The 22,722-nt window shown below is 63.7% G+C and carries 22 protein-coding genes and 1 other RNA gene; 14 read left to right on the forward strand and 9 right to left on the reverse strand.

What is annotated here, in order from left to right:
- The 4 genes from IAE38_RS15810 to IAE38_RS15825 all read right to left on the reverse strand — a co-directional run.
- The coding region (locus IAE38_RS15810; protein ID WP_201218256.1) for a 5-formyltetrahydrofolate cyclo-ligase at positions 1-435 on the reverse strand (435 nt) is incomplete at its 3' end.
- A 79-nt stretch (positions 436-514) separates the two neighbouring features.
- Positions 515-694, reverse strand: a non-coding RNA gene (ssrS, locus tag IAE38_RS15815) — 6S RNA.
- Between the two features lie 17 nt (positions 695-711).
- Positions 712-1,032, reverse strand: a complete 321-nt coding sequence (locus IAE38_RS15820) for a cell division protein ZapA (RefSeq protein WP_028632952.1) — start codon at positions 1,030-1,032, stop codon at positions 712-714.
- Positions 1,029-1,211: a TIGR02449 family protein gene (locus tag IAE38_RS15825; RefSeq protein WP_029886233.1), complete on the reverse strand. Its 183-nt coding sequence runs from the start codon at positions 1,209-1,211 to the stop codon at positions 1,029-1,031. The genes IAE38_RS15820 and IAE38_RS15825 overlap by 4 nt, the downstream gene beginning before the upstream one ends.
- A 181-nt stretch (positions 1,212-1,392) precedes the next feature.
- On the opposite strand from IAE38_RS15825, the gene IAE38_RS15830 reads away from it, so the two are divergent.
- From IAE38_RS15830 to gcvH, 9 genes are all read left to right on the forward strand, one after another.
- Complete coding sequence (locus IAE38_RS15830) at positions 1,393-1,947, forward strand: YecA/YgfB family protein (RefSeq protein WP_028632954.1); 555 nt, start codon at positions 1,393-1,395, stop codon at positions 1,945-1,947.
- Positions 1,948-1,969: 22 nt separating this feature from the next.
- Positions 1,970-3,295, forward strand: coding sequence for a Xaa-Pro aminopeptidase (pepP, locus tag IAE38_RS15835; protein ID WP_201218257.1), 1,326 nt, complete (start codon positions 1,970-1,972; stop codon positions 3,293-3,295).
- Entirely contained in the window at positions 3,292-4,491 is a 1,200-nt protein-coding gene (ubiH, locus tag IAE38_RS15840) for a 2-octaprenyl-6-methoxyphenyl hydroxylase (protein ID WP_201163814.1), read from the forward strand. The genes pepP and ubiH overlap by 4 nt, the downstream gene beginning before the upstream one ends.
- Entirely contained in the window at positions 4,488-4,970 is a 483-nt protein-coding gene (locus tag IAE38_RS15845; protein ID WP_028632957.1) for a DUF4442 domain-containing protein, read from the forward strand. The genes ubiH and IAE38_RS15845 overlap by 4 nt, the downstream gene beginning before the upstream one ends.
- Before the next feature lie 9 nt (positions 4,971-4,979).
- Entirely contained in the window at positions 4,980-6,197 is a 1,218-nt protein-coding gene (locus tag IAE38_RS15850) for a 2-octaprenyl-3-methyl-6-methoxy-1,4-benzoquinol hydroxylase (protein WP_201218258.1), read from the forward strand.
- 115 nt (positions 6,198-6,312) lie between these two features.
- The gene (locus IAE38_RS15855) at positions 6,313-7,314 is read left to right on the forward strand and encodes an extracellular solute-binding protein (RefSeq protein WP_201163816.1); all 1,002 of its coding nucleotides are present in this window, start codon (positions 6,313-6,315) and stop codon (positions 7,312-7,314) included.
- 30 nt (positions 7,315-7,344) lie between these two features.
- Positions 7,345-8,967, forward strand: a complete 1,623-nt coding sequence (locus IAE38_RS15860; protein WP_201218259.1) for an ABC transporter permease — start codon at positions 7,345-7,347, stop codon at positions 8,965-8,967.
- Positions 8,968-9,105: 138 nt separating this feature from the next.
- The gene (gcvT, locus tag IAE38_RS15865) at positions 9,106-10,185 is read left to right on the forward strand and encodes a glycine cleavage system aminomethyltransferase GcvT (protein WP_201218260.1); all 1,080 of its coding nucleotides are present in this window, start codon (positions 9,106-9,108) and stop codon (positions 10,183-10,185) included.
- 51 nt (positions 10,186-10,236) lie between these two features.
- Positions 10,237-10,620: a glycine cleavage system protein GcvH gene (gcvH, locus tag IAE38_RS15870; protein WP_201218261.1), complete on the forward strand. Its 384-nt coding sequence runs from the start codon at positions 10,237-10,239 to the stop codon at positions 10,618-10,620.
- 51 nt (positions 10,621-10,671) lie between these two features.
- Here the strand turns inward: gcvH and IAE38_RS15875 are convergent, their stop codons facing one another.
- From IAE38_RS15875 to IAE38_RS15885, 3 genes are all read right to left on the reverse strand, one after another.
- Positions 10,672-10,986 (reverse strand): DUF2388 domain-containing protein, encoded by a 315-nt coding sequence (locus IAE38_RS15875; protein WP_028632963.1) that lies wholly within the window; start codon positions 10,984-10,986, stop codon positions 10,672-10,674.
- A gap of 83 nt (positions 10,987-11,069) precedes the next feature.
- Complete coding sequence (locus tag IAE38_RS15880) at positions 11,070-12,743, reverse strand: GspE/PulE family protein (protein WP_201218263.1); 1,674 nt, start codon at positions 12,741-12,743, stop codon at positions 11,070-11,072.
- A gap of 100 nt (positions 12,744-12,843) precedes the next feature.
- Entirely contained in the window at positions 12,844-13,149 is a 306-nt protein-coding gene (locus tag IAE38_RS15885) for a hypothetical protein (protein ID WP_201218264.1), read from the reverse strand.
- A gap of 125 nt (positions 13,150-13,274) precedes the next feature.
- Here IAE38_RS15885 and IAE38_RS15890 point away from each other — a divergent pair, with 125 nt between their 5' ends.
- Positions 13,275-13,745, forward strand: coding sequence for an Lrp/AsnC family transcriptional regulator (locus tag IAE38_RS15890; protein ID WP_201163822.1), 471 nt, complete (start codon positions 13,275-13,277; stop codon positions 13,743-13,745).
- Positions 13,746-13,770: 25 nt separating this feature from the next.
- On the opposite strand, the gene IAE38_RS15895 is transcribed toward IAE38_RS15890, so the two are convergent.
- On the reverse strand, positions 13,771-15,138 hold the full coding sequence (locus IAE38_RS15895; protein WP_201218266.1) for a CYTH domain-containing protein: 1,368 nt from the start codon (positions 15,136-15,138) through the stop codon (positions 13,771-13,773).
- 116 nt (positions 15,139-15,254) lie between these two features.
- Here IAE38_RS15895 and argE point away from each other — a divergent pair, with 116 nt between their 5' ends.
- Positions 15,255-16,397, forward strand: coding sequence for an acetylornithine deacetylase (gene argE / locus IAE38_RS15900; protein ID WP_201218267.1), 1,143 nt, complete (start codon positions 15,255-15,257; stop codon positions 16,395-16,397).
- A gap of 124 nt (positions 16,398-16,521) precedes the next feature.
- Positions 16,522-17,820, forward strand: coding sequence for an amino-acid N-acetyltransferase (argA, locus tag IAE38_RS15905; protein ID WP_028632969.1), 1,299 nt, complete (start codon positions 16,522-16,524; stop codon positions 17,818-17,820).
- Positions 17,821-17,884: 64 nt separating this feature from the next.
- Here the strand turns inward: argA and IAE38_RS15910 are convergent, their stop codons facing one another.
- Positions 17,885-19,261 (reverse strand): glutamine synthetase family protein, encoded by a 1,377-nt coding sequence (locus IAE38_RS15910; protein ID WP_028632970.1) that lies wholly within the window; start codon positions 19,259-19,261, stop codon positions 17,885-17,887.
- Positions 19,262-19,835: 574 nt separating this feature from the next.
- Between IAE38_RS15910 and IAE38_RS15915 the strand changes: the two genes are divergently transcribed.
- Both IAE38_RS15915 and IAE38_RS15920 read left to right on the forward strand, forming a co-directional pair.
- Complete coding sequence (locus tag IAE38_RS15915) at positions 19,836-21,194, forward strand: glutamine synthetase family protein (RefSeq protein WP_028632971.1); 1,359 nt, start codon at positions 19,836-19,838, stop codon at positions 21,192-21,194.
- Between the two features lie 48 nt (positions 21,195-21,242).
- Positions 21,243-22,604, forward strand: coding sequence for an aspartate aminotransferase family protein (locus tag IAE38_RS15920; protein ID WP_201218269.1), 1,362 nt, complete (start codon positions 21,243-21,245; stop codon positions 22,602-22,604).
- Positions 22,605-22,722 lie beyond the last annotated feature (118 nt).

Here is a 22,722-nt window from a genome sequence, read left to right on the forward strand (position 1 = left end):
GCCGCCCATCCCCAGCCGCCCGCCCGCATCATCAAAACCGACCAGTGGTAGCAAAATCAGGTCCAGGGCCCAGATCGGGCGCTGCCGCCTGCGGTCGATGACCGGCTCAGGGATGCGAAACCGGTTGGGTTTGAGGGCTTCGCCCTGTTCGAAGCGCTGGAACACCATGCGCGTGCGCGGCCATGCATGCAGTACCGGCAAGTAGGTGCGCTTACCCCGTCGCTGGGCTTCACGCAGCAACAGGCGAGGGTCTATTTCACCATCGTTGGGCAGGTACAGGGCAATGTGCCGGGCGCGCCGGAACAGCGGGTGCTGCGCCAGCTGGCGATACAGGCCGGCAGCGGCCTGGCGTTGCTGGGCGGGGGTGAGTGCGCGGCGGGCTTTGCGAAGCAGGCGACGAAGCTGGGGGCGGGTGAGCGGCGCGGTGTCGGTCATGGCACAGGCGGTCCCAGGAGTGCTGGCCGACGCTTGCGGCCAAAACGAATTGCCCGCCGAAGGGCGGGCAAGAGAATTCAGGCTCCCCGATAAGACCGCTATCGGTGTAGCCCTTGAACCCGAAAGTTCAAGGTGGAGATTGCAGGGGGCGTTAAGGCTTTCCGTCGAGCGGACATGCACACCGGCCCCAGCGTGCAACCCCCGTGGTTGTGCGTATCGGCTCAGGGACATAACCGACTGGCGCATCCCCCAGGGAGTGGCGCCAGTATACCAATCTCAGCTGATTTTGGTATCCGCATCGTCGGACAGCGCCTGATCGACCCGTTCCAGCAGGTCGCGCACCTGCTCGCGGCTCGCCCCACCCGCAGGTGCAGCGGTGCGGTCTTCCTGGCGGTGCAGCATTTCGTGGGTGATGTTCAACGCCGCCATCACCGCGATGCGGTCGGCCCCGATCACCTTGCCGCTGCTGCGGATCTCGCGCATCTTGCTGTCCAGGTAATGCGCGGCGCTCACCAGGTTGTTGCGCTCTTCGGGTGGACAGATGATCGAGTATTCCTTGTCCAGGATCTGCACGGTGACGCTATTGCTTGAACTCATGAGTCTTGCTCCAGAGCCTTGAGGCGTAAGATCATCGACTCGACCTTGCGCTTGGCGATCTCGTTCTTTTCGATGAGGTGGGCGCGCTCTTCGCGCCAGGACTTTTCCTGAGCTACTAGGAGTGCATTTTGCCGTTTAAGTTGCTCGACACGTTCGATCAGCAGCTCGAATCGGCTCATCAGTGCCTGCAGGTCTTTGTCTTGCGTGGGTTGCACTCGATTCGCTCCGTCGTTGACTCACCTGACGATGATGCCTCTCCCTGGGTGGCGCCGGCCAGTGCCGATGGTCTTGGCGCGCCTGCCGGTGCTAGGATACAAGGCCTCCATTCTAGTCATTGCGCCGTCTGGCGCCTAGCTGCCCATGCCCAATACCCAATCGCCCTACGTCGCCTTCGCCATGCTGCTGTCGAGCAATGGTCACCCTGTCACCCCGGCCGAGTTGCACGGCCTGCTCATTGGCCGCAGCTGCGCCGGTGCCGGCTTCGATGCCGATGCCTGGCTGGCCGATGCGGCCCAACTGCTGGAAACCGAACCCGGCGATACCGTACGCAACGCCCTGATCGGCCTGCAGGAAATGGTCAAGGGTGAACTCACCGGCGACGAAATGGCCATCGTCCTGCTGTTGCCTTCCGATGATGCTGCCCTCACCGACCGCGCCACCGCGCTGGGCCAGTGGTGCCAGGGCTTCATTACCGGCTTCGGCCTGAACGCCGGCGGCAAGGACCTGTCTATCGAGGCCAAGGAAGTGCTGCAGGACCTAGTCGCCATCTCCCAGGTGCAAGAAGCCCTGGAAGAGTCCGAAGACGGCGAAAGCGACTACATGGAAGTCATGGAATACCTGCGTGTAGCGCCGCTGCTGCTGTTCTCCGAGCTGGCCACGCCGGCTGCACCCGCGCCCAAGCCATCTCTGCACTGACCAACCCGGGGGTAGTCTGCCCATGAGCCGTATTCCCAAGGCCGAGTATGCCCGCCGGCGCAAGGCGCTGATGGCGCAGATGGTCCCCAACAGCATTGCCATCCTGCCCGCCGCTGCGGTTGCCATCCGCAACCGCGACGTCGAGCATGTGTACCGGCAGGACAGTGATTTCCAGTACCTCAGTGGTTTCCCCGAGCCCGAGGCGGTGATCGCCCTCATCCCTGGCCGCGAGCATGGCGAGTACGTGATGTTCTGCCGCGAGCGCAACCCCGAACGTGAGCTGTGGGATGGCCTGCGTGCCGGCCAGGAAGGCGCGGTACGCGAGTTCGGCGCCGATGATGCGTTCCCCATCACCGACATCGACGAAATCCTGCCGGGCCTGATCGAAGGCCGCGAGCGGGTGTACAGCGCCATGGGCAGCAACCCGGAATTCGACCGCCGGCTGATGGACTGGATCAACGTGATCCGCTCCAAGGCTCGCCTGGGCGCGCAGCCGCCGAACGAGTTCGTTGCCCTGGATCATCTGCTGCACGACATGCGCCTGTATAAATCGGCGGCGGAAGTGAAGGTGATGCGTAGCGCCGCGGATATTTCTGCGCGGGCCCATGTGCAGGCCATGCAGGCGTGCCGGGCCGGGCTGTATGAGTACAGCCTGGAGGCCGAGCTGGACTACGTGTTCCGCAAGGGCGGGGCGAAGATGCCGGCGTATGGGTCCATCGTGGCCGCCGGGCGCAACGGTTGCATCCTGCACTACCAGCAGAATGACGCCCTGCTCAAGGACGGCGACCTGGTGCTGATCGATGCCGGTTGTGAGATCGACTGCTACGCCAGCGACATCACCCGCACCTTCCCGGTCAGCGGGCGCTTTTCACCTGAACAGAAGGCCATCTACGAGCTGGTGCTCAAGGCCCAGGCGGCGGCGTTCGCCGAAATCGCCCCCGGCAAGCACTGGAACCACGCCCACGAGGCCACGGTACGGGTCATTACCGAGGGCTTGGTGGAACTGGGCCTGCTTGAGGGTGAGGTGCAGGCGTTGATCGACAGCGAAGCCTACCGTGCGTTCTACATGCACCGTGCCGGGCACTGGCTGGGCATGGATGTGCACGATGTGGGCGACTACAAGGTCGGGGGTGAATGGCGGGTGCTCGAGCCTGGCATGGCCCTGACCGTCGAACCCGGTATCTACATAGGTGCCGACAATCAGGCTGTGGCCAGGAAGTGGCGCGGCATTGGTGTACGGATCGAGGACGATGTGGTGGTGACCAGGCAAGGTTGTGAAATCCTGACGTCGGGCGTGCCGCGCACGGTCGCCGAAATCGAAGCGTTGATGCAGGCCGCGCGCGTATGAACCGGGTAAACCTGGCGATCATCGGTGGTGGCCTGGTGGGCGCAAGCCTGGCCCTGGCCCTGCAGGCGGGCGCCAAGGCCCGCGGCTGGAAGATCCTGCTGGTCGAGCCTTTCGCGCCCGGCGACAGCTTCCAGCCCAGCTACGATGCCCGTTCATCGGCGCTGTCCTTTGGTACCCGGCAGATCTACGAGCAACTGGGGCTGTGGAAGGCCATTGGCCGCAGGGCCGAACCGATCACGCAAATCCATGTGTCGGACCGTGGCCGCTTTGGCACCACCCGCCTGGACGCCGGCCAGGAGGGCGTGCCAGCGCTTGGCTACGTGGTAGAAAACGCCTGGCTGGGGCAGTGCCTGTGGCAAGGCCTGGACCGTGACGTGGTGAGCTGGCGCTGCCCCGCAGAGGTGTCTGCGCTGCAGGCCATCGAAGGCGGTTACCGCGTGCGGCTCAACGACGACACGCTGTTCGAGTGCGACCTGGCTGTGCTCGCCGATGGCGGACGGTCGGGGCTGCGTGAGCAGCTGGGCATCCATGTGCGCACCACGCCTTACCAGCAGAGCGCGCTGATTGCCAACATCACGCCGGGTGAAGCCCATGGCGGCCAGGCCTTCGAACGCTTCACCGAAGCCGGGCCCATGGCCTTGCTGCCGCTGCCTGAAAACCGCTGCGCGCTGGTCTGGACGCGCCAGGGCATGGATGCACAGCGCCTGGCCGAGGTGGACGAACGCAGCTTCCTGCGTGAGCTACAGGGTGTTTTTGGCTATCGCCTGGGGGCGCTGCGCCAGGTCGGTGCCCGGCACCTGTATCCGCTTTCGCTGGTCGAAGCCCAGGAACAGGTGCGGCCGCACCTGGTGGTGCTGGGTAATGCCGCGCACAGCCTGCACCCCATCGCCGGGCAGGGCTTCAACCTGTCGCTGCGTGACGTGCAGTCCCTGGCCGAGGCACTTCTGGCCGGCCCCGCGATACCGGGCGACCTGCCGACCCTGCAGGCGTACCATCGTCGCCAGCAACTGGACCAGGCCCTGACCATTGGTTTTTCCGATCAGGTCACGCGCCTGTTCGGCAGCAACCAGCCGCTGGTAGCGGCGGCACGTAACCTTGGCCTGCTCGGCCTCGACCTGCTGCCGCCGGCCAAGCGCTGGTTCGCGCGCCAGGCCATGGGCCTGGGTACCCGGCCGGACCTGCGGAGCAAAGCATGAGCAACCCCCGCAAGCTGGCGCGGCGTGCACGCATGCTGCGCTGGATGCTCAACCTCTACCCGCCGTACCTGGGGGCTGGTATCCGTGTGCAGCACATCAGCCCGGACATGCGCAGCATTCAGGTGGCGATGAAGCTCACGCGCTGGAACCGCAACTACGTCGGTACCCAGTTCGGCGGCAGCCTGTATGCCATGGTCGATCCGTTCTACATGCTGCTGCTGATCGAGCAACTGGGGCGCGACTACATTGTCTGGGACAAGGCCGCCAGCATCGATTTCATTTCGCCGGGCAAGGGCCCGGTGTATGCCGAATTCCACATCGATGACGGGCTGCTGGACGAAATCCGCCAACAGACCGCCACTGGCAAAAAATGCCTGCCCAGGCTGCAGGTGGATATCCGCGACGGTGCCGGCGAGCTGGTGGCGCGGGTCGACAAAACCCTATACGTGCGGCTAAAGCCGCAAGCGAGGCTGGCGTAAGGCATGGAAATGCGCGCAGATCTTCTGATAGTAGGTGCCGGCATGGTCGGCAGTGCCCTGGCCTTGGCCTTGCGCCACAGCGGCTTGCACGTGCTGCTGCTCGATGGCGGGCCGCTGACAGTGCGGCCTTTCGATGCCAGTGCCGCCTTCGAGCCACGGGTCAGTGCCCTCTCGGCCGCCAGCCAGCGCATTCTCGAGCGGCTGGGGGCCTGGGAAGGCATCGCGCAGCGCCGTGCTACACCGTACTGCCACATGCAGGTGTGGGACGGCAGCGGCACGGGTCAGATCCACTTCTCGGCCGCCAGTGTGCATGCCCAGGTACTCGGCCACATTGTCGAGAACCGTGTGGTGCAGGACGGCCTGCTGGAGCGCCTGCACGACAGCGATGTCGGCCTGCTGCCCAACGCCCGGCTGGAGCAATTGCGCCGGTCCGGCAAGGACTGGCTGGTGACCTTGCACGATGGCCGGCAACTGCGAGCGCCACTGGTGGTCGCTGCCGATGGCGCCAACTCTGCGGTACGCCGCCTGGCCGGGTTCGAAACCCGCGAGTGGGACTACCTTCACCACGCCATCGTCACCAGCGTGCGCTGCACGGCCGGCCACCAGGCCACCGCTTGGCAGCGCTTTACCGATGATGGCCCGCTGGCGTTCCTGCCGCTAAGCCGTGATGGCGCGCAAGACTGGTGTTCGATCGTGTGGTCGACCACCCCGGAGCACGCCGAGCGGCTGATGGCGCTGGACGAACCGGCATTCAACAAGGCGCTGCAGCAGGCATTCGAAGGGCGGCTGGGCGATGTGCTGCAAACCGACCCTCGGGTGTGCGTGCCGCTGCGCCAGCGCCATGCCAAACGCTACGTGGATGAAGGCCTGGCATTGATTGGCGATGCCGCCCACACCATTCACCCGCTGGCGGGGCAGGGCGTGAACCTGGGCTTCCTGGATGCTGCTGTGCTGGCCGAGGTACTGATCGGTGCCTGCGAGCGGGGCGAGCGGCTGGCCGATGTGAAAGTGCTGGGCCGCTATGAGCGCCGGCGCATGCCGCACAACCTGGCGCTGATGGCGGCCATGGAAGGCTTCGAGCGTTTGTTCCAGGCCAACCCCCTGCCGCTGCGCTGGTTGCGCAACAGCGGTTTGAAGCTGGTGGAACAGATGCCAGAAGCCAAGGCGGTGTTCGTGCGCCAGGCGCTGGGCCTGAGTGGCGACCTGCCGCAACTGGCCAAGGCCTGAAACGCCGGGGGCACCCCGTGGCCCACTGCAACATCCGGTAACGGCTAAGTGGATGAGCTGGAAAATGGGATTCACTACCATTTGCGCCTCTCTAACGATCCGAGGAGCGCTTTCCATGTTGCCACGCAAGCCCCTGTTTGCCGCACTGGCCCTTACCCTGTTCGGTGGCGCTGCCCAGGCAGCTGACGAAGTGGTGGTGTATTCCTCGCGCATCGATGAGCTGATCAAGCCGGTGTTCGATGCCTATACCGCCAAGACCGGGGTCAAGATCAAGTTCATCACCGACAAGGAAGCGCCACTGATGCAACGCATCAAGGCCGAGGGCGACAACGGGGTGGCGGACCTGCTGCTTACCGTCGATGCCGGCAACCTCTGGCAGGCCGAGCAGATGGGCATTCTGCAACCGATCAAGTCGGACATCATCGACCGCAACATCCCTGCACAATACCGCGCCTCGTCCCATGACTGGACTGGCCTGAGCCTGCGCGCCCGCACCATCGTCTACGCCAGTGACCGGGTCAAGCCTGAAGAGCTGAGCACCTATGAGGCGCTGGCCGACAAGGACTGGGAAGGCCGCCTGTGCCTGCGCACGGCCAAAAAAGTGTACAACCAGTCGCTGACGGCCACCCTCATCGAAAACCACGGCGAAGCCAAGGCCGAGCAGATCGTGAAGGGTTGGGTCAACAACCTGTCCACCGATGTGTTCTCCGACGACAACGCAGTGATCCAGGCCATCGAGGCCGGGCAGTGCGACGTAGGCGTGGTCAATACCTACTACTACGGCCGCCTGCACAAGCAGAACCCGAACCTGCCGGTGAAAATCTTCTGGCCCAACCAGGGCGACCGCGGTGTGCACGTCAACCTGTCCGGTATCGGCCTGACCAAGCATGCACCGCACCCGGAAGCGGCCAAAAAGCTGGTGGAGTGGATGACCGGTGAAGAGGCGCAGAAGCTGTTTGCCGACATCAACCAGGAGTTTCCAGCCAACCCGAAGGTCAAGCCTTCGGATGAAGTCGCCGCCTGGGGCAGCTTCAAGGCCGACAGCATCCCGGTGGAAATCGCCGGCAAGCGCCAGGCTGAAGCCATTCGCCTGATGGACCGTGCAGGCTACAACTAAGCCCGCCTCACCCCACTCGGAACCCAGACCTTGCCCCACACCCCCCAACGCCGCTGGTACCTGCCAGTCGGCCTGATCGCCACGCTGGTACTGCTGCCGCTGAGCGTGCTGCTGCTGTCCTGGCAAGCGGTGGACCTGCAGATCTGGTCACACTTGCTGGACACGCAAATGAGCCGGCTGCTGGGCAATACCCTGACGCTGGTGGTGGGTGTGGGCATCGGTGTCACCGTGCTGGGCGTCAGCCTGGCCTGGCTGACCAGCTTGTGCGAGTTTCCGGGGCGGCGCTGGCTGGATTGGGCGCTGATGCTGCCATTTGCGATTCCCGCCTACGTACTGGCGTTCGTCTTCGTTGGGCTGCTGGACTTCGCCGGCCCGGTGCAGACGGCCTTGCGTGAGGCCTTCGGGCCCATGCGCCTGCCGCGGGTACGCTCTACCGGTGGCGTGATCATCGTGCTGGTGCTGGTGTTCTATCCCTACGTGTACCTGCTGGCGCGTACGGCCTTCCTGGCCCAGGGCAAAGGCCTGATGGAAGCGGCGCGGGTGCTTGGCCTGTCGCCGTTGCAGGCGTTCTGGCGGGTGGCCCTGCCGATGGCGCGGCCAGCGATCGGCGCAGGCATCGCGCTGGCGCTGATGGAAACCCTGGCCGACTTCGGCGCCGTGGCGGTCTTCAACTTCGACACCTTCACCACGGCCATCTACAAAACCTGGTACGGCTTCTTTAGCCTCTCCACTGCCGCGCAGCTGGCCAGCCTGCTGCTGTTGGCAGTCATGCTGGTGCTGTATGGCGAGCGTCGCGCCCGGGGGGCCAGCCGCAGTGGCAACGAACGGCCGCGCGGGCAGGCGTTGTACCGGCTGCGCGGCCTGAAGGCGCTACTGGCCAGTGGCTGGTGCCTGCTGGTATTCGCCTGTGCATTCGTCATCCCGGTACTGCAGTTGCTGTGGTGGTTCTGGCAGCGCGGGCGTTTCGACCTGGATGAGCGCTATGTGGGCCTGGTGCTGCATACCCTGTATCTGGGGGGGACGGCGGCGTTGCTCACGGTTTGCGTGGCCTTGCTGCTGGCCTTTGCCCGGCGCCAGGCACCTGCGCCCGGTGTCCGCATGGGGGTAGGGCTGGCCAACCTGGGCTACGCCTTGCCGGGCTCTGTGCTGGCCGTGTCGATCATGCTGGCGTTCAGCTATTTGGATAACCACCTGGTGATTCCGCTGTCCACTTGGCTGGGTGGTGCCGGCAAGCCTTTGTTGCTGGGTAGCCTTGCGGCGCTGCTGTTGGCCTACCTTGTGCGGTTCATCGCCGTAGCCTACGGGCCGCTGGAAAGCAGCCTGGAACGGATTCGCCCTTCGCTGCCGGAGGCCTCCCGCAGCCTGGGCGTGGGCGGCCCCAGGTTGTTTTTCAGGGTGTACCTCCCGCTCTTGGTGCCCGGTGTACTCAGTGCCGCGTTGCTGGTGTTCGTCGACGTGCTCAAGGAGATGCCGGCCACCCTGCTGATGCGCCCGTTTGGTTGGGATACGCTGGCTGTGCGGGTGTTCGAGATGACCAGCGAGGGGGAGTGGGCGCGTGCGTCGCTGCCGGCGCTGACGCTGGTGCTGGTGGGCCTGCTGCCGGTTGTCGGCCTTATCAGGCGTTCTGCACGGCGGCCCGGTCAGTCGCGCTGAGGGTGCCACTTGGCGGGCTTGCCGCTACAATGCGCGGCATTCGCGCGGCGGGTGATGGCGTAGCAGCAGGTCTGGCACAGCCGGACGGCGCCCAGTTTCGCACCGCCGCCGCTTCGCCACGCCCGGAAGGAGAAACCCATGGGACAGCGCACGCTTTTGTATGACCTGCACCTGGCACTCGGTGCCAAGACGGTCGATTTCGGCGGCTGGGACATGCCGCTGCACTACGGCTCGCAGGTTGAGGAGCACCACCAGGTGCGCAAGGACTGTGGGGTGTTCGATGTTTCCCACATGACCGTCATTGATGTCCAGGGCGACGAGGCCACCGGCTGGCTGCAGCGGCTGCTGGCCAACGACGTCGCCCGCTTGGGCGAGGTCGGGCAGGCCCTCTACAGCCCACTGCTGAGCGAGCATGGCGGCGTTATCGATGACCTGATCGCCTATCGCACCGCCAATGGCTACCGCCTGGTCACCAACGCGGCCACCCGGGCCCGGGTGCTCGGCTGGCTGCAATTGCAGGGCGAGGGCTTTGCCATGCAATTTCAGGTGCGCCCCGACCTGGCCATTCTGGCGATTCAGGGCCCCCATGCCCGAGAAAAGGTCGCCGCGCTGGTCAGTGCCTCGCGTGCTGCCCTGATTCGCCAACTGCGCCCTTTTGAGGGCCTCGCCGACGGCGACTGGTTCTTCGCGCGCACCGGATACACCGGCGAGGATGGCCTGGAGATCATCTTCCCCGGCGACCAGGCCGTGAACTTTTTCAACGACCTGGTGGGTGCCGGCATCGCGCCCAGTGGCCTGGGCGCCCGCGATACCCTGCGCCTTGAAGCGGGCATGAACCTGTATGGCCAGGATATCGACGAAACCCACACCCCGTTGACGTCCAACCTTGGCTGGAGCATTGCCTGGGAGCCCGTTCGCGACTTCATCGGTCGCGCCGCCCTGCTGGCCGAAATCGAGCAGGGTGTCCAGGAAAAACTGGTCGGCCTGGTACTGGAAGAACGCGGTGTTCTGCGCGCCCATCAGGTCGTGCGTGTAGCAGGGATTGGCGAAGGGGAGATAACCAGTGGTAGTTTCTCCCCTACGCTGAGCAAGTCCATCGCCCTTGCACGCGTGCCCATGGCCACGGGTGACCGGGCCGAGGTAGAAATTCGTGGCAAATGGTACCCGGTGCGCGTGGTCAAGCCGACCTTCGTGCGCCATGGCAAGGTCCTGATCTGAACCATCACATAACGGCGGGCGTACCGCTGAGCCAATCGAGGAATTCAAGACATGAGCAATATCCCCGCCGAACTGCGTTTTGCCGACAGCCATGAGTGGGCTCGCCTGGAAGCCGACGGCACGGTTACCGTAGGCATCAGTGACCACGCCCAGGAAGCCTTGGGTGATGTGGTTTTCGTGGAATTGGCCGAAGTGGGCAAGGTGTTCGCCGCTGGCGACGCAGCGGGCGTGGTGGAATCGGTGAAGGCGGCCTCGGACATCTACGCCCCGGTGGGTGGCGAAGTGATCGCCGTCAACGAGGCTTTGGCTGACAGCCCTGAGCAATTGAATGAACAGCCTTACGATGCCTGGATCTTCAAGCTCAAGCCAAGCGATGCCGCAGAGTTGGAAAAGCTGTTGGATGCTGCCGGTTACAAGGCAGCCATCGGCGAGTGATGCAATGCTCAGGGCTGCCGAGCAGCCCTTTTGCAGTCACCGGTTACAGGTTTATTCGGCCACCGCATTCTTCGCCAGAATGGCGTTGGCCAGCTCCATGTCAGTCGCCTTCAGGCCCGGGTTCTCCACCCGTACCTGGCGCATCGCCGACTCCAGGAAGGGGCCGCGAATGGCGCCATCGCTGGCCACGAAGCTGCCAGCATCGTCCTGTGCAGCCATGACCAGCTTGTGGTCGCGTGAGGTCAGGTACGTCGACCCGGTGGTTGCGCCGGACGAAAGCACATTACGCCAGAACGTATCGGCCATGGCCGAGCCGACGGGCAGCGAAAGCAAGGCAGCGACGGTGATGGCGGTTTTGAGACGCATGATTGAACACCTCGAAGGGTGGGGGTTTAAGATGCGATTTGGATCTTTTCCAGCACGCCAAGTTCCTTGATGCCCAAGGTGGGTCAGTTGCAGGCTCGCAGCACTTCCTGCTCCACGGTATGGCCGCTTGCCAGCTTTGCCTGGGCAGCGCGGCGCAAGTCGATCAGGCCATCGGCCAGTGCCTGGCGGCGCAGGTCTGCCAGGTCCGTTCCGGGGCCGATCATTGCCTTGAGGCGCTCACTGGGTACCAGCAGCTCGAACAGCCCCGTGCGGCCCCAGAAGCCTGTGCCGCGGCAGGTGCGGCAGGCTGCGGATGCGTTGGGTTGGCAGCGCCGGCAAACCGTGCGCACCAACCGCTGCGCCATCACCCCCACCAGGGTCGCTTTTATCAGGTAGTCGGCCACGCCCAGTTCCTGCAAACGGATGATCGTTGCACAGGCATCGTTGGTATGCAGGGTAGACAGCACAAGGTGCCCGGTGAGTGCGGCCTGCACGGCGACCAGGGCGGTTTCGCGGTCGCGTATCTCGCCGATCATGATGATGTCCGGGTCTTGGCGCAGCATCGCCCTTACGCCCTCGGAGAACCCCAGGCCCAGGCTGTGCTGCACCTGAAACTGGTTGAAGGCGGGCTCGATCCGCTCCACAGGGTCTTCGATGGTGCACAGGTTGACCTGGGGCGTGGCCAGGTAGTTGAGGCTGGCGTAAAGCGTGCTGGTCTTGCCCGAGCCGGTAGGGCCAGTGACCAGGATGATGCCCTGGCGCTGGCCAAGCAGGGTTTGCCACTGTGCCAGTTGCTGCGCGTGCAGGCCCAGTTGCTCGAAGCTCTCATGCAGCCGCTGCGGGTCGAACAGGCGCAATACCAGCTTTTCGCCGAACGAGGTAGGCAGCGTGGATAGCCGCAACTCCACTGCCTCGCCGCTGGGTAAACGGCTATGCAACCTGCCGTCCTGAGGGCGACGTTTCTGCGCCACGTCCATGCCGGCCAGGTGCTTCAGCCGGCTGACCAGCGCCAGCGACACCCCGGCCGGGAAGCTGTAGACGGCGTGCAGCAGGCCGTCGATACGGTAGCGCAAGTGGCCCTGATCGCGGCGCGGCTCCAGGTGGATGTCGCTGGCGCGTTGTTCCAGGGCATACAGCAGCAGCCAGTCGACGATGTGCACGATGTGGGCATCATCTGCGCTTGCGTCGGTGTGGCGCCTGCCCGCTTCCAGCCATTGTTCCAGCTCGCCCAGGCTGGTCGATTGCTGGGTCTGGGCGCCTTTCACCGACTGCGCCAGGCGCTGGAACGATTGCCCGCACTCGCGTATGTGCACGGGGCTGGCCACCGCCCGCAGCACCTTGCGGCCGAGGCTGCGCGCAAGGTCTGCCTGCCAGTCGTCCTGATAGGGCTGGGCGCTGGCCACGGTGACGCTGAGGGCGTCGGCGGCGACGATCAGGATGCCGTGGCGCCGGGCGAAGGCGGGTGATACAAGGCCCGACACCTGGGGCAGGTTCAGTTGCAGAGGGTCGATGCGCAGGTAGGGCTGGTCGACCTTGCCCGCCAGCCACTGGCACAAATGGTCCAGGTCCAGTGGCTGGCCGGGGCATTTGCGGTTGTCCAAGGCGCAGGCGGCGATCTGCTCAAGCGGGTGGTCGACGGGGTGTTCGGCCGCGTGTTGCAGCACGCGCAGGCTGTCGTTGGCATCCACCAGCCTGTCGGCGAGCAGAGCTTCGAGTATGCGGTGCAGGTCGAGTGTGAGGGTGTCGGGGTTGTGCATGAGGGCGTCCGTGCCTGATGGGTACGCCCATCAAGGCTAGCCGGGCGACCGCAGGCGGCAGCTGCAAAGGGTTTCGAGGTTTTGCAGGGCTGCGCTGGCGCTAGATCACTGCCAGTTCCACACGGTGTTGGTTGGTCAGGTTCACATCGGCTACGCACACCAGGTTACGAAGTTTTTGTGCAATCACCTCGGCGCGGTGCCAGCTTAGCCCGGCAATGCCGATTTCAATGGCCAGCCAATCCTCGTGCTGGCTCACGTGGACGCTGTGCGGCGTCAGAAACTGCAACGCGAAGAGGTTGAGCACGCGGCACAGGCTGTCCGGCTCGGCTTCGGCCTGCAGCTGGTAGCTCACGGTGCTGTGGGCGTTGCTGGCAGCCCAGGCGTCGGTACGGGGCGTCGGGTTCATGGGCATCTCCAGGTTCATGCAGAAATTCTTGCATGCCTGAAACGGCATTGTTTCGCTATGATCGAGCTTGTTCGCTGGTAAGGCGAATAAAGTTATTCGACAAAACACATATTGGAGACTGATCAATGCGCAGCGAACTGGATGCTTACGACCGTCGCATTCTGGAACTGCTGCAGGAAGACGCGTCGCTGTCGAGCGCACAGATCGCCGAGCGTGTGGGCCTGTCGCAATCGCCGTGCTGGCGCCGTATTCAGCGGTTGCGCGAGGAAGGCGTCATCCGGGGCCAGGTCACTTTGCTGGACCGCAAGAAAATTGGCCTGAACACGCAGATATTTGCCGAGGTGAAACTCAACGCACACGGGCGCTCCAACTTCACCGAGTTCACCGACGCAATCCGTGGGTTTCCGGAGGTGCTGGAATGCTATGTGCTGATGGGGTCTGTGGACTTTCTGCTGCGCATCGTCACGCCCGACATCGAAGCCTACGAGCGGTTCTTCTTCGAAAAACTGTCGAATGTGCCTGGCATACAGGAGGTGAACTCGATCGTGGCCCTCTCGGAAATCAAGTCCACCACCAGCCTGCCGCTGGCCCGTTGAGGGCGCAGCGGGGCTTGAGCGGGGTTCAGGCCTTGAGCAGGTGCTTCCAGCCCCGGCTCTGATCCACGGCACGCGCCTGTTCGATGCGGGCTTCCAGCAACTCATCGCTGATGGGTTGCTCCGCCAGCTCATGGAGCTTCTTCAGGTCACCGTACAGGCGGTCCATCTGCGGCGCTTCCAGTACCTGCCGGGCATGGTGCAGCCAGGCCAGCAACTGTTCGATGCGCGGCAGCTGTTCTGCCAGGTCTTCGGGGCGTTGGGTGTACAGCGGCAACTTGAGCGCGCGGCCTTCTTCACCCACCAGGTGTGCCAGCCAGCTGGCCAGTTGCGCCTTGCCCTGACGCTCGCCACGGCCCTTGCGCTCCACCGTCCAGGTACGGGCCAGCAGCCAGCGCGAGGTTTCCAGCGAGAACTGGCCCCAGCGGGTGTCTTCGAGCTCTTCGGCAAACTGCTCGGGGGCTGCGCGGCGCACGTCTTCGTCGTCGTTGCCAGCCTGTACCAGCGGGCGCCAGTCTTCCAGCAGCGCATCAAGGCGGCCGCGCAGGTCGCGGGTAGCAGCACGCGGGGCTGCCTGGCCCAGGCTGGCGGTAAGGGCGCGCAGTTCGCCCAGGCATTCCACCCAGTCCTGCAGCAGCCGCCAATGGCCATTGTGGCGGTACTGCTCGGCCAGTCGCTGGCTGCTGCCCAGCAGTTGCCAGGCCAGGGCGGCGTAGGCATCGTCCACTGCCATCTCGGCGTCCAGCTCGGTGGCTGGCAGCCCCAGGTCGTAGCTGTCAGGCTCCAGCAGGCGGTAGCCACGCTCGGCCTTGCTGATGTCGCATGGCATCAGTGGCAGGCTGGCGGCAAGCTCCGCAGCGAGCTCCAGCAAGGCCTGCGGGTCACCCTCGCGCAGTTCCAGCTCCAACTCGCAGATGGCTTCCTTGCGCTTGCCGGCGACCACAAAGCCTTGGTCCAGGGCTGCTTCGATCACAACCTTGCTCTTGCCGCGGCCCCAGGCGATTTCGGCGTATTCACGGCTGAAGTCGGTGGTGAACAGCGGCTTGATGGTTTTTTTGTCCAGGCTGGCCAGTTGTACCGGCCAGCAGCTGTCGTCGAGCTTCTTGAGGTCCAGCTTGGCCTTGTCCAGCGGCCACTCGTACTCGTTGCGCTCGGACAGCCCGGCCACGCTCTGGCCGCGGCATTTCAAGGTCTGGATGACGGCATCGCCGTCGCGGCGCAGGCGCAGGGCGACGCGGGCGGCAGAAAGCTCGCGCTCGGGGGTGTCGAAGTACTGGTTGAGCAGTTCGCGGGTCTGCCAGCCAGACTTGTTGCGCTTTTTCAGCAGCGGGTGCTCGCGTAGCGCGGCAAGGGTCTCGCGGCTGGCGCGCAGCTTGAGTTCGGTTTCTTTGTGCATCACAGGCTCGAAGGAGGGGGCGTGGTTGACGCAGAGTCTACAGCAGTCGACCGCCAACGGTTTATTCCAGACAGCGGATAGTCCTATGATGGGCAACGCTTCCAAGGAGTACGCGCATGCCGTTGCCGCCGCTGAAAGACCAATTTGCCGCCTTGATCGCTGCGCCTTCGGTCAGCTGCACCCAGCCTGCGCTGGACCAGTCCAACCGCCAGGTGATCGACCTGCTGGCGGGTTGGCTCGGTGACCTGGGGTTTGCCTGCGACATTCAGCAGGTCACCCCCGGCAAATTCAACCTGCTGGCCAGCCGTGGTACCGGCCCGGGCGGGCTGGTGCTGGCCGGGCACAGCGACACGGTGCCGTATGACGAGCAACTGTGGACCAGTGACCCGCTCAAACTCACCGAGGTGGGCGGCCGCTGGGTGGGGCTGGGCAGCTGCGACATGAAAGGTTTTTTTGCGCTGGTCATCGAGGCGGTCATCCCGCTGCTCGAGCATGGCTTCAAGCAGCCCTTGCTGATCCTGGCCACCTGTGACGAAGAGAGCTCGATGTCCGGTGCCCGCGCCTTGGCGCAGGCCGGCCAGCCGCTTGGCCGTGCAGCCGTCATCGGCGAGCCGACCGGCCTCAAGCCCATCCGCATGCACAAGGGCATCCTGATGGACCGCATCGACATCCTCGGGCGCAGCGGCCACTCCTCCGACCCGAGCCTGGGCCACAGCGCCATGGAGGCCATGCACGAGGCCATGGGCGAACTGATGGGCCTGCGCCGGCAATGGCAGGCGACCTACCGTAACCCGCAGTTCACGGTACCTACGCCGACCATGAACTTCGGCTGTATTCACGGGGGCGACAACCCCAACCGTATCTGTGGGCAATGCGCCCTGGAGTTCGACCTGCGGCCGTTGCCGGGCATGGACGTGGAACAGTTGCGTGCCGCCATCCGTGAAAAGTTGCAGCCGGTCGCCGAGCGCCACGAAGTGCGCATCGACTACGCGCCGCTGTTCCCCGAGGTGCCGCCGTTCGAGCAGGCGGCCGACGCCGAGCTTGTCCAGGTGGCCGAGCGCCTCACTGGCCACCGCGCCGAAGCGGTGGCATTCGGCACTGAAGCGCCTTATCTTCAGCAGCTGGGCTGCCAGACCATCGTGCTGGGCCCGGGTGATATCGCCTGCGCCCACCAGCCTGGCGAATACCTTGAAATGTCACGTATCGAGCCCACCGTGCGTCTATTGCGTGACCTGATCAGGCACTATTGCCTGCAGTAAACGTCCATCGCATTCAATCGTTTCTGCCTAGAGGAGACCGCGCGTGACCGCAAGCCTGTTCCGACGATGATGCCGAACGCCCCCTGTACCGCCGTTCTCCGTCCACTTACCCACAGGCCCTGTCATGCCCGATTACGTCAACTGGCTGCGTCATGCCTCCCCGTACATCAACGCCCATCGCGACTGCACCTTCGTGGTCATGCTCCCCGGCGATGGGGTTGCACACCCTAATTTCGGCAACATCGTCCACGACCTGGTGCTGCTTCACAGCCTGGGCGTGCGCCTGGTGCTGGTGCATGGTTCGCGCCCGCAGATCGAAAACCGCCTGGCCGAGCGTGGCCTTGCCCCGCGCTACCATCGCGGCCTGCGCATCACCGACGCGCCCACGCTGGACTGCGTGATCGATGCGGTGGGGGCGCTGCGCCTGGCCATCGAGGCACGGTTGTCGATGGATATCGCCGCCTCGCCGATGCAGGGTTCACGTTTGCGGGTAGCCTCCGGCAACCTGGTCACCGCACGGCCCATCGGGGTGGTGGAGGGTGTGGACTTCCACCACACCGGCGAAGTGCGCCGGGTTGACCGCAAAGGCATCAGCCGGCTGCTCGACGAGCGCTCCATCGTATTGTTGTCACCGCTGGGCTATTCGCCCACCGGTGAAATCTTCAACCTGGCCTGCGAAGACGTCGCCACCCGTGCTGCCATCGAACTGGGCGCCGACAAGTTGCTGCTGTTCGGTGCCGAGTCGGGCTTGCTGGACGAGCAGGGCAACCTGATACGTGAGCTGCGCCCGCAGCAGGTGGCGCCCCATCTGCAGCGGCTGGGCAGTGACTACCAGGCCGAGTTGCTGGACGCTGCAGCCGAGGCGTGCAAGGGCGGCGTGGCGCGCAGCCATATCGTCAGTTATGCCGAAGACGGTGCGCTGCTGAACGAGCTGTTCACCCGGGGAGGTGGCGGTACGCTGGTGTCGCAAGAGCAGTTCGAGATCGTGCGCGAGGCCACCATCGAAGACGTGGGCGGTTTGCTCGACCTTATCAGCCCGCTGGAAGAGCAAGGCATCCTGGTGCGTCGCTCCCGTGAGGTGCTGGAGCGCGAGATCGAGCAGTTCAGCGTGGTGGAGCGTGAAGGCATGATCATCGCCTGCGCGGCGTTGTACCCGATTGCCGAGTCCGATACCGGCGAGCTGGCATGCCTGGCGGTAAACCCGGAGTACCGCCACGGCGGGCGCGGTGACGAGCTGCTGGAGCGCATCGAGAGCCGCGCCCGGCAGTTGGGGTTGAGTACCTTGTTCGTGCTCACCACGCGTACGGCGCACTGGTTCCGCGAGCGCGGTTTTGCACCCAGTGGTGTCGAGCGCCTGCCGGCGGCGAGGGCTTCGCTGTACAACTACCAGCGCAATTCGAAGATTTTCGAGAAGGCTCTGTAAACCTGGGGTGGGCTCTTCGCGGGAGCCCCCAAAAAAACGCCGCCTGGATAGGCGGCGTTTTCATTTACACGGTGTGCAGATACCAGTTGTACTCGAGGTCAGAGATCGAGTGCTCGAACTCCTCCAGCTCGCTCTCCTTGCACGCGACAAAAATGTCGATGTACTTCGGATCGATGTACTTGTTGAGGATCTCGCTGTCATCCAGCTCGCGCAGTGCATCGCGCAGGTTGTTCGGCAGGCTCTGTTCCAGCTGCTCGTACGAGTTGCCTTCGATCGGCTCGCCAGGCTCGACCTTGTTGGTCAGGCCATGGTGAACGCCTGCCAGCACGGCAGCCATCATCAGGTACGGGTTGGCATCGGCACCGGCCACGCGGTGTTCGATACGCACCGCGTCCGGCGAGCCAGTAGGCACGCGCAGGGCGACGGTACGGTTGTCCAGGCCCCAGCTCGGCGCATTGGGCACGTAGAACTGCGCGCCAAAGCGGCGGTACGAGTTCACGTTCGGGCACAGGAACGCCATGGACGCGGGCAGGGTCTCGAGCACACCGCCGACAGCGTGACGTAGCGCGGCGTTCTGCTCGGGATCCTCGCTGGTGAAGATGTTGTTGCCATCTTTGTCCAGCACGGAAATGTGTACATGCAAACCGTTGCCTGCCTGGCCCGGGTAGGGCTTGGCCATGAAGGTGGTGTCCATCTCATGGTCGTAGGCGATGTTCTTGATCAGCCGCTTGAGCAGTACCGCGTAGTCGCACGCCTTGAGCGGGTCGGGCACGTGGTGCAGGTTGACTTCGAACTGGGCGGGGGCGCTTTCCTTGACGATGGCGTCAGCCGGGATGCCTTGTTCCTTGGCGCCTTCGAGGATGTCCTGCAGGCAGTCGGCATACTCGTCGAGGTCGTCGATCAGGTAGACCTGCGTCGACTGCGGGCGTTTGCCTGAAATAGGCGAGCGTGGTGGCTGCGGGCGGCCGTTCACGTTCTCCTGGTCGATCAGGTAGAACTCCAGTTCGAATGCGGCGCAGATGGTCAGGCCCATGTCATCGAACTTGCTCACCACCTGGCGCAGCACTTCACGCGGGTCGGCGAAGAACGGCTCGCCTTCCAGCTCGTGCATGGTCATCAGCAGCTGGGCAGTCGGGCGTTTTTGCCATGGCTCGTTGGAGAGGGTGTCCGGAATCGGGTAGCAGATGCGGTCAGCATCGCCGATGTCCAGGCCAAGCCCGGTGCTTTCGACGGTGGAACCGTTGATGTCCAGGGCGAAGAGGGAGGCCGGCAGGTTGATGCCTTTCTCGTAAACCTTGTGGAGGCTGGTGCGCTCTATGCGCTTGCCGCGCACCACACCATTCATATCTGCAATCAGAAGGTCAACGTAGAGAACCTCAGGATGTTCCTTAAGGAACGCGTTCGCTTCGTTAAGCTGAACGGCACGCGGGGGTACCGACATGATGCAACACCTTTGTTGTTAAAAATATCAATCAAGGGGGGCTTGCAGGACCAGTCAATCGAAAAGCCCAACTGATGTCAAGCCGACCCCATGATGCCCTGAAATGGCTCATCTACGGCAGATTTGCTGCATATCGGGGCGTGCCATTATCCGCTATTTCCATCGAGAAGGGCTATCTGAAGCTTGCCGTCGTTTATTTTTTACGCAGTAGTTGTGTAAAAAAATGAACGAGGCTAAGCTCGATCACACCCCAGAACACAATAAAACGAGGGTCACATGGTCCGCTTGTCACGGCCTGAAAGCACTGCACGTACAGTGCTGCAGGGTGTTCCAGTCATGCTTGCGCGGTGCGTCGACACAAGGTCCGTACTGGCCGCAATAATTGACGTCTGGCATCGCTCGGCCCGCCCTCGTCATTGGTTTTCGCCTTTTCTCTGTATTCCTGCCCCGATACCCCATTACGGATACGCTCCACGTGCAGTGTATCCACCCCCCGCGTGGGCGGAGGGTTTTGCTTTAGCTACCTACTGCAGCCAGAATCAAGTCGCGGACCACCTTACCTCCTGAGGTATTTATGAGTAACAACCTCGACCAGCTCACCGATTGGTTGAAAGAGCACAAGATCACCGAAGTCGAATGCATGATCAGCGACCTGACAGGCATCACGCGCGGCAAGATTTCGCCCACCAACAAGTTCATCGCCGAAAAAGGCATGCGCCTGCCCGAGAGCGTGTTGCTGCAGACCGTGACCGGCGATTATGTGGACGACGACATCTACTACGAGCTGCTGGACCCAGCGGACATCGACATGATCTGCCGCCCCGACGAGGGCGCCGTGTTCCTGGTGCCCTGGGCCATCGAACCGACGGCGCAGGTGATCCACGACACCTACGACAAGAAGGGCAACCCAGTCGAGCTGTCGCCGCGCAACGTGCTGAAAAAGGTGCTTAAGCTCTACGCCGACAAGGGCTGGCAGCCCATCGTCGCGCCCGAGATGGAGTTCTACCTGACCAAGCGCGTTGAAGACCCCGACTTCCCGCTGCAACCGCCCGTAGGCCGTTCAGGCCGCCCAGAAACGGGGCGCCAGTCGTTCTCGATCGAAGCCGCCAACGAATTCGACCCGCTGTTTGAAGACGTCTACGACTGGTGCGAACTGCAGCAGCTCGACCTGGACACGCTCATTCATGAAGACGGCACGGCGCAGATGGAAATCAACTTCCGTCACGGCGATGCCCTGCACCTGGCAGACCAGATCCTGGTGTTCAAGCGCACCATGCGTGAGGCGGCGCTCAAGCACAACGTGGCGGCTACCTTTATGGCCAAGCCCATGACCGGTGAGCCCGGCAGCGCCATGCACCTGCACCAGAGCGTGGTGGACGTGGCCACTGGCAAGAATATCTTCAGCAATGCCGATGGCAGCATGAGCGAGCTGTTCCTCAACCACATTGGCGGCCTGCAGAAGTTCATCCCCGAGGCATTGCCGCTGTTCGCCCCCAACGTCAACTCGTTCCGCCGCTTCCTGCCCGACACCTCGGCACCGGTGAACGTGGAGTGGGGTGAAGAAAACCGTACCGTCGGCCTGCGCGTACCGGACGCCGGCCCGCAAAACCGGCGGGTGGAAAACCGCCTGCCTGGCGCCGACGCCAACCCCTACCTGGCCATTGCAGCCAGCCTGCTGTGTGGCTACATCGGCATGGTCGAAGGCATTGCCGCCAGTGCGCCGGTACAGGGGCGTGGTTACGAGCGGCGCAACCTGCGCTTGCCGCTCACCATCGAAGACGCCCTGGAACGCATGGAGAACAGCCGTGCCCTGGTGCAGTACCTGGGCAAGAAGTTCATCACCGGCTATGTCGCCACCAAACGTGCCGAGCACGAGAACTTCAAGCGCGTCATCAGTTCCTGGGAGCGTGAGTTCCTGCTGTTTGCTGTCTGATCAACCCTGGTGCCGCAGCAGCGCGGCTGTCTGTCTACGGAGAAGCACATGAGCCTCAACAACCCGCAAACCCGTGAATGGCAAACCCTGAGTGGCGAGCACCACCTCGCCCCCTTCAGCGACTACAAACAGTTGAAGGAAAAGGGGCCGCGCATCATTACCAAGGCCCAGGGCGTGCATTTGTGGGACAGCGAGGGGCACAAGATTCTCGACGGCATGGCCGGCCTGTGGTGCGTGGCGGTAGGTTATGGCCGTGAAGAACTGGTGCAGGCGGCAGAGCGGCAGATGCGTGAGTTGCCTTACTACAACCTGTTCTTCCAGACCGCGCACCCCCCGGCCCTGGAACTGGCCAAGGCCATCACCGAGGTTGCCCCGGCAGGCATGAGCCATGTGTTCTTCACCAGCTCAGGTTCCGAGGGCAACGACACTGTGCTGCGCATGGTTCGCCATTACTGGGCCCTGAAGGGCAAACCGCAGAAGCAGACCGTGATTGGCCGCATCAACGGCTACCACGGCTCCACGGTAGCCGGCGCCAGCCTGGGCGGCATGAGCGGTATGCACGAGCAGGGCGGCCTGCCGATACCCGGCATCGTGCACATCCCCCAGCCGTACTGGTACGGCGAGGGTGGCGACATGACGCCGGACGCCTTCGGGGTCTGGGCTGCCGAACAGCTGGAACAGAAAATTCTCGAGGTCGGCGAAGAGAACGTTGCGGCGTTCATTGCCGAGCCTATTCAGGGCGCCGGGGGTGTGATCATCCCGCCAGACACCTACTGGCCGAAGGTAAAGCAGATCCTCGCCAAGTACGACATCCTGTTCGTGGCCGACGAGGTAATCTGCGGCTTCGGCCGTACCGGCGAGTGGTTCGGCTCGGATTACTACGGCCTCACGCCCGACCTGATGACCATCGCCAAAGGCCTTACCTCCGGTTACATCCCCATGGGCGGTGTGATCGTGCGTGACACGGTGGCCCAGGTACTCAGCGAAGGCGGCGACTTCAACCATGGCTTTACCTATTCTGGCCACCCTGTGGCCGCAGCAGTGGGCCTGGAAAACCTGCGAATCCTGCGCGACGAGCACATCGTAGAGAAGGCCCGCAGCGAAGCGGCACCGTATTTGCAACAGCGTTTGCGTGAGCTGCAGGGCCACCCGCTGGTGGGTGAAGTGCGTGGCCTGGGCCTGCTCGGCGCTATCGAGCTGGTGAAGGACAAGGCCACGCGCAGCCGTTACGAGGGCATGGGTGTTGGCATGATCTGCCGCAATTTCTGCTTCGACAACGGCCTGATCATGCGCGCGGTGGGCGATACGATGATCATCGCGCCGCCCCTGGTCATCAGCCATCAGGAGATCGACGAACTGGTGGAAAAGGCCCGCAAGTGCCTGGACCTCACCCTCGAAGCGATCAAATGAACCTAGCGATGTGACATTAAGTCGTTACAAGGTTGTGGTTTTCTTGAAACACAGCCTCGTAACTTGCCAGACTAGCGGCTGCTGCAGTCGCCCAAACGCAGGTACTGCGTGGCCTGGC

The organism is Pseudomonas sp. S32, assembly GCF_016648095.1.
Classification (GTDB): domain Bacteria; phylum Pseudomonadota; class Gammaproteobacteria; order Pseudomonadales; family Pseudomonadaceae; genus Aquipseudomonas; species Aquipseudomonas parafulva.

What these genes read in the sequence shown, in the direction of transcription:
- pepP (WP_201218257.1), top strand. Translation starts at nt 1,970, where the DNA reads ATGAGCCGTATTCCCAAGGCCGAGTATGCCCGCCGGCGCAAGGCGCTG.
- IAE38_RS15895 (WP_201218266.1), bottom strand. Translation starts at nt 15,138, where the DNA reads ATGCACAAAGAAACCGAACTCAAGCTGCGCGCCAGCCGCGAGACCCTT.
- IAE38_RS15855 (WP_201163816.1), top strand. Translation starts at nt 6,313, where the DNA reads ATGTTGCCACGCAAGCCCCTGTTTGCCGCACTGGCCCTTACCCTGTTC.
- IAE38_RS15830 (WP_028632954.1), top strand. Translation starts at nt 1,393, where the DNA reads ATGCCCAATACCCAATCGCCCTACGTCGCCTTCGCCATGCTGCTGTCG.
- IAE38_RS15890 (WP_201163822.1), top strand. Translation starts at nt 13,275, where the DNA reads ATGCGCAGCGAACTGGATGCTTACGACCGTCGCATTCTGGAACTGCTG.
- argA (WP_028632969.1), top strand. Translation starts at nt 16,522, where the DNA reads ATGCCCGATTACGTCAACTGGCTGCGTCATGCCTCCCCGTACATCAAC.
- IAE38_RS15850 (WP_201218258.1), top strand. Translation starts at nt 4,980, where the DNA reads ATGCGCGCAGATCTTCTGATAGTAGGTGCCGGCATGGTCGGCAGTGCC.
- IAE38_RS15875 (WP_028632963.1), bottom strand. Translation starts at nt 10,986, where the DNA reads ATGCGTCTCAAAACCGCCATCACCGTCGCTGCCTTGCTTTCGCTGCCC.
- argE (WP_201218267.1), top strand. Translation starts at nt 15,255, where the DNA reads ATGCCGTTGCCGCCGCTGAAAGACCAATTTGCCGCCTTGATCGCTGCG.
- gcvH (WP_201218261.1), top strand. Translation starts at nt 10,237, where the DNA reads ATGAGCAATATCCCCGCCGAACTGCGTTTTGCCGACAGCCATGAGTGG.
- IAE38_RS15920 (WP_201218269.1), top strand. Translation starts at nt 21,243, where the DNA reads ATGAGCCTCAACAACCCGCAAACCCGTGAATGGCAAACCCTGAGTGGC.
- IAE38_RS15880 (WP_201218263.1), bottom strand. Translation starts at nt 12,743, where the DNA reads ATGCACAACCCCGACACCCTCACACTCGACCTGCACCGCATACTCGAA.
- IAE38_RS15825 (WP_029886233.1), bottom strand. Translation starts at nt 1,211, where the DNA reads ATGAGCCGATTCGAGCTGCTGATCGAACGTGTCGAGCAACTTAAACGG.
- IAE38_RS15845 (WP_028632957.1), top strand. Translation starts at nt 4,488, where the DNA reads ATGAGCAACCCCCGCAAGCTGGCGCGGCGTGCACGCATGCTGCGCTGG.
- IAE38_RS15910 (WP_028632970.1), bottom strand. Translation starts at nt 19,261, where the DNA reads ATGTCGGTACCCCCGCGTGCCGTTCAGCTTAACGAAGCGAACGCGTTC.
- ubiH (WP_201163814.1), top strand. Translation starts at nt 3,292, where the DNA reads ATGAACCGGGTAAACCTGGCGATCATCGGTGGTGGCCTGGTGGGCGCA.
- IAE38_RS15885 (WP_201218264.1), bottom strand. Translation starts at nt 13,149, where the DNA reads ATGAACCCGACGCCCCGTACCGACGCCTGGGCTGCCAGCAACGCCCAC.
- IAE38_RS15915 (WP_028632971.1), top strand. Translation starts at nt 19,836, where the DNA reads ATGAGTAACAACCTCGACCAGCTCACCGATTGGTTGAAAGAGCACAAG.
- gcvT (WP_201218260.1), top strand. Translation starts at nt 9,106, where the DNA reads ATGGGACAGCGCACGCTTTTGTATGACCTGCACCTGGCACTCGGTGCC.
- IAE38_RS15820 (WP_028632952.1), bottom strand. Translation starts at nt 1,032, where the DNA reads ATGAGTTCAAGCAATAGCGTCACCGTGCAGATCCTGGACAAGGAATAC.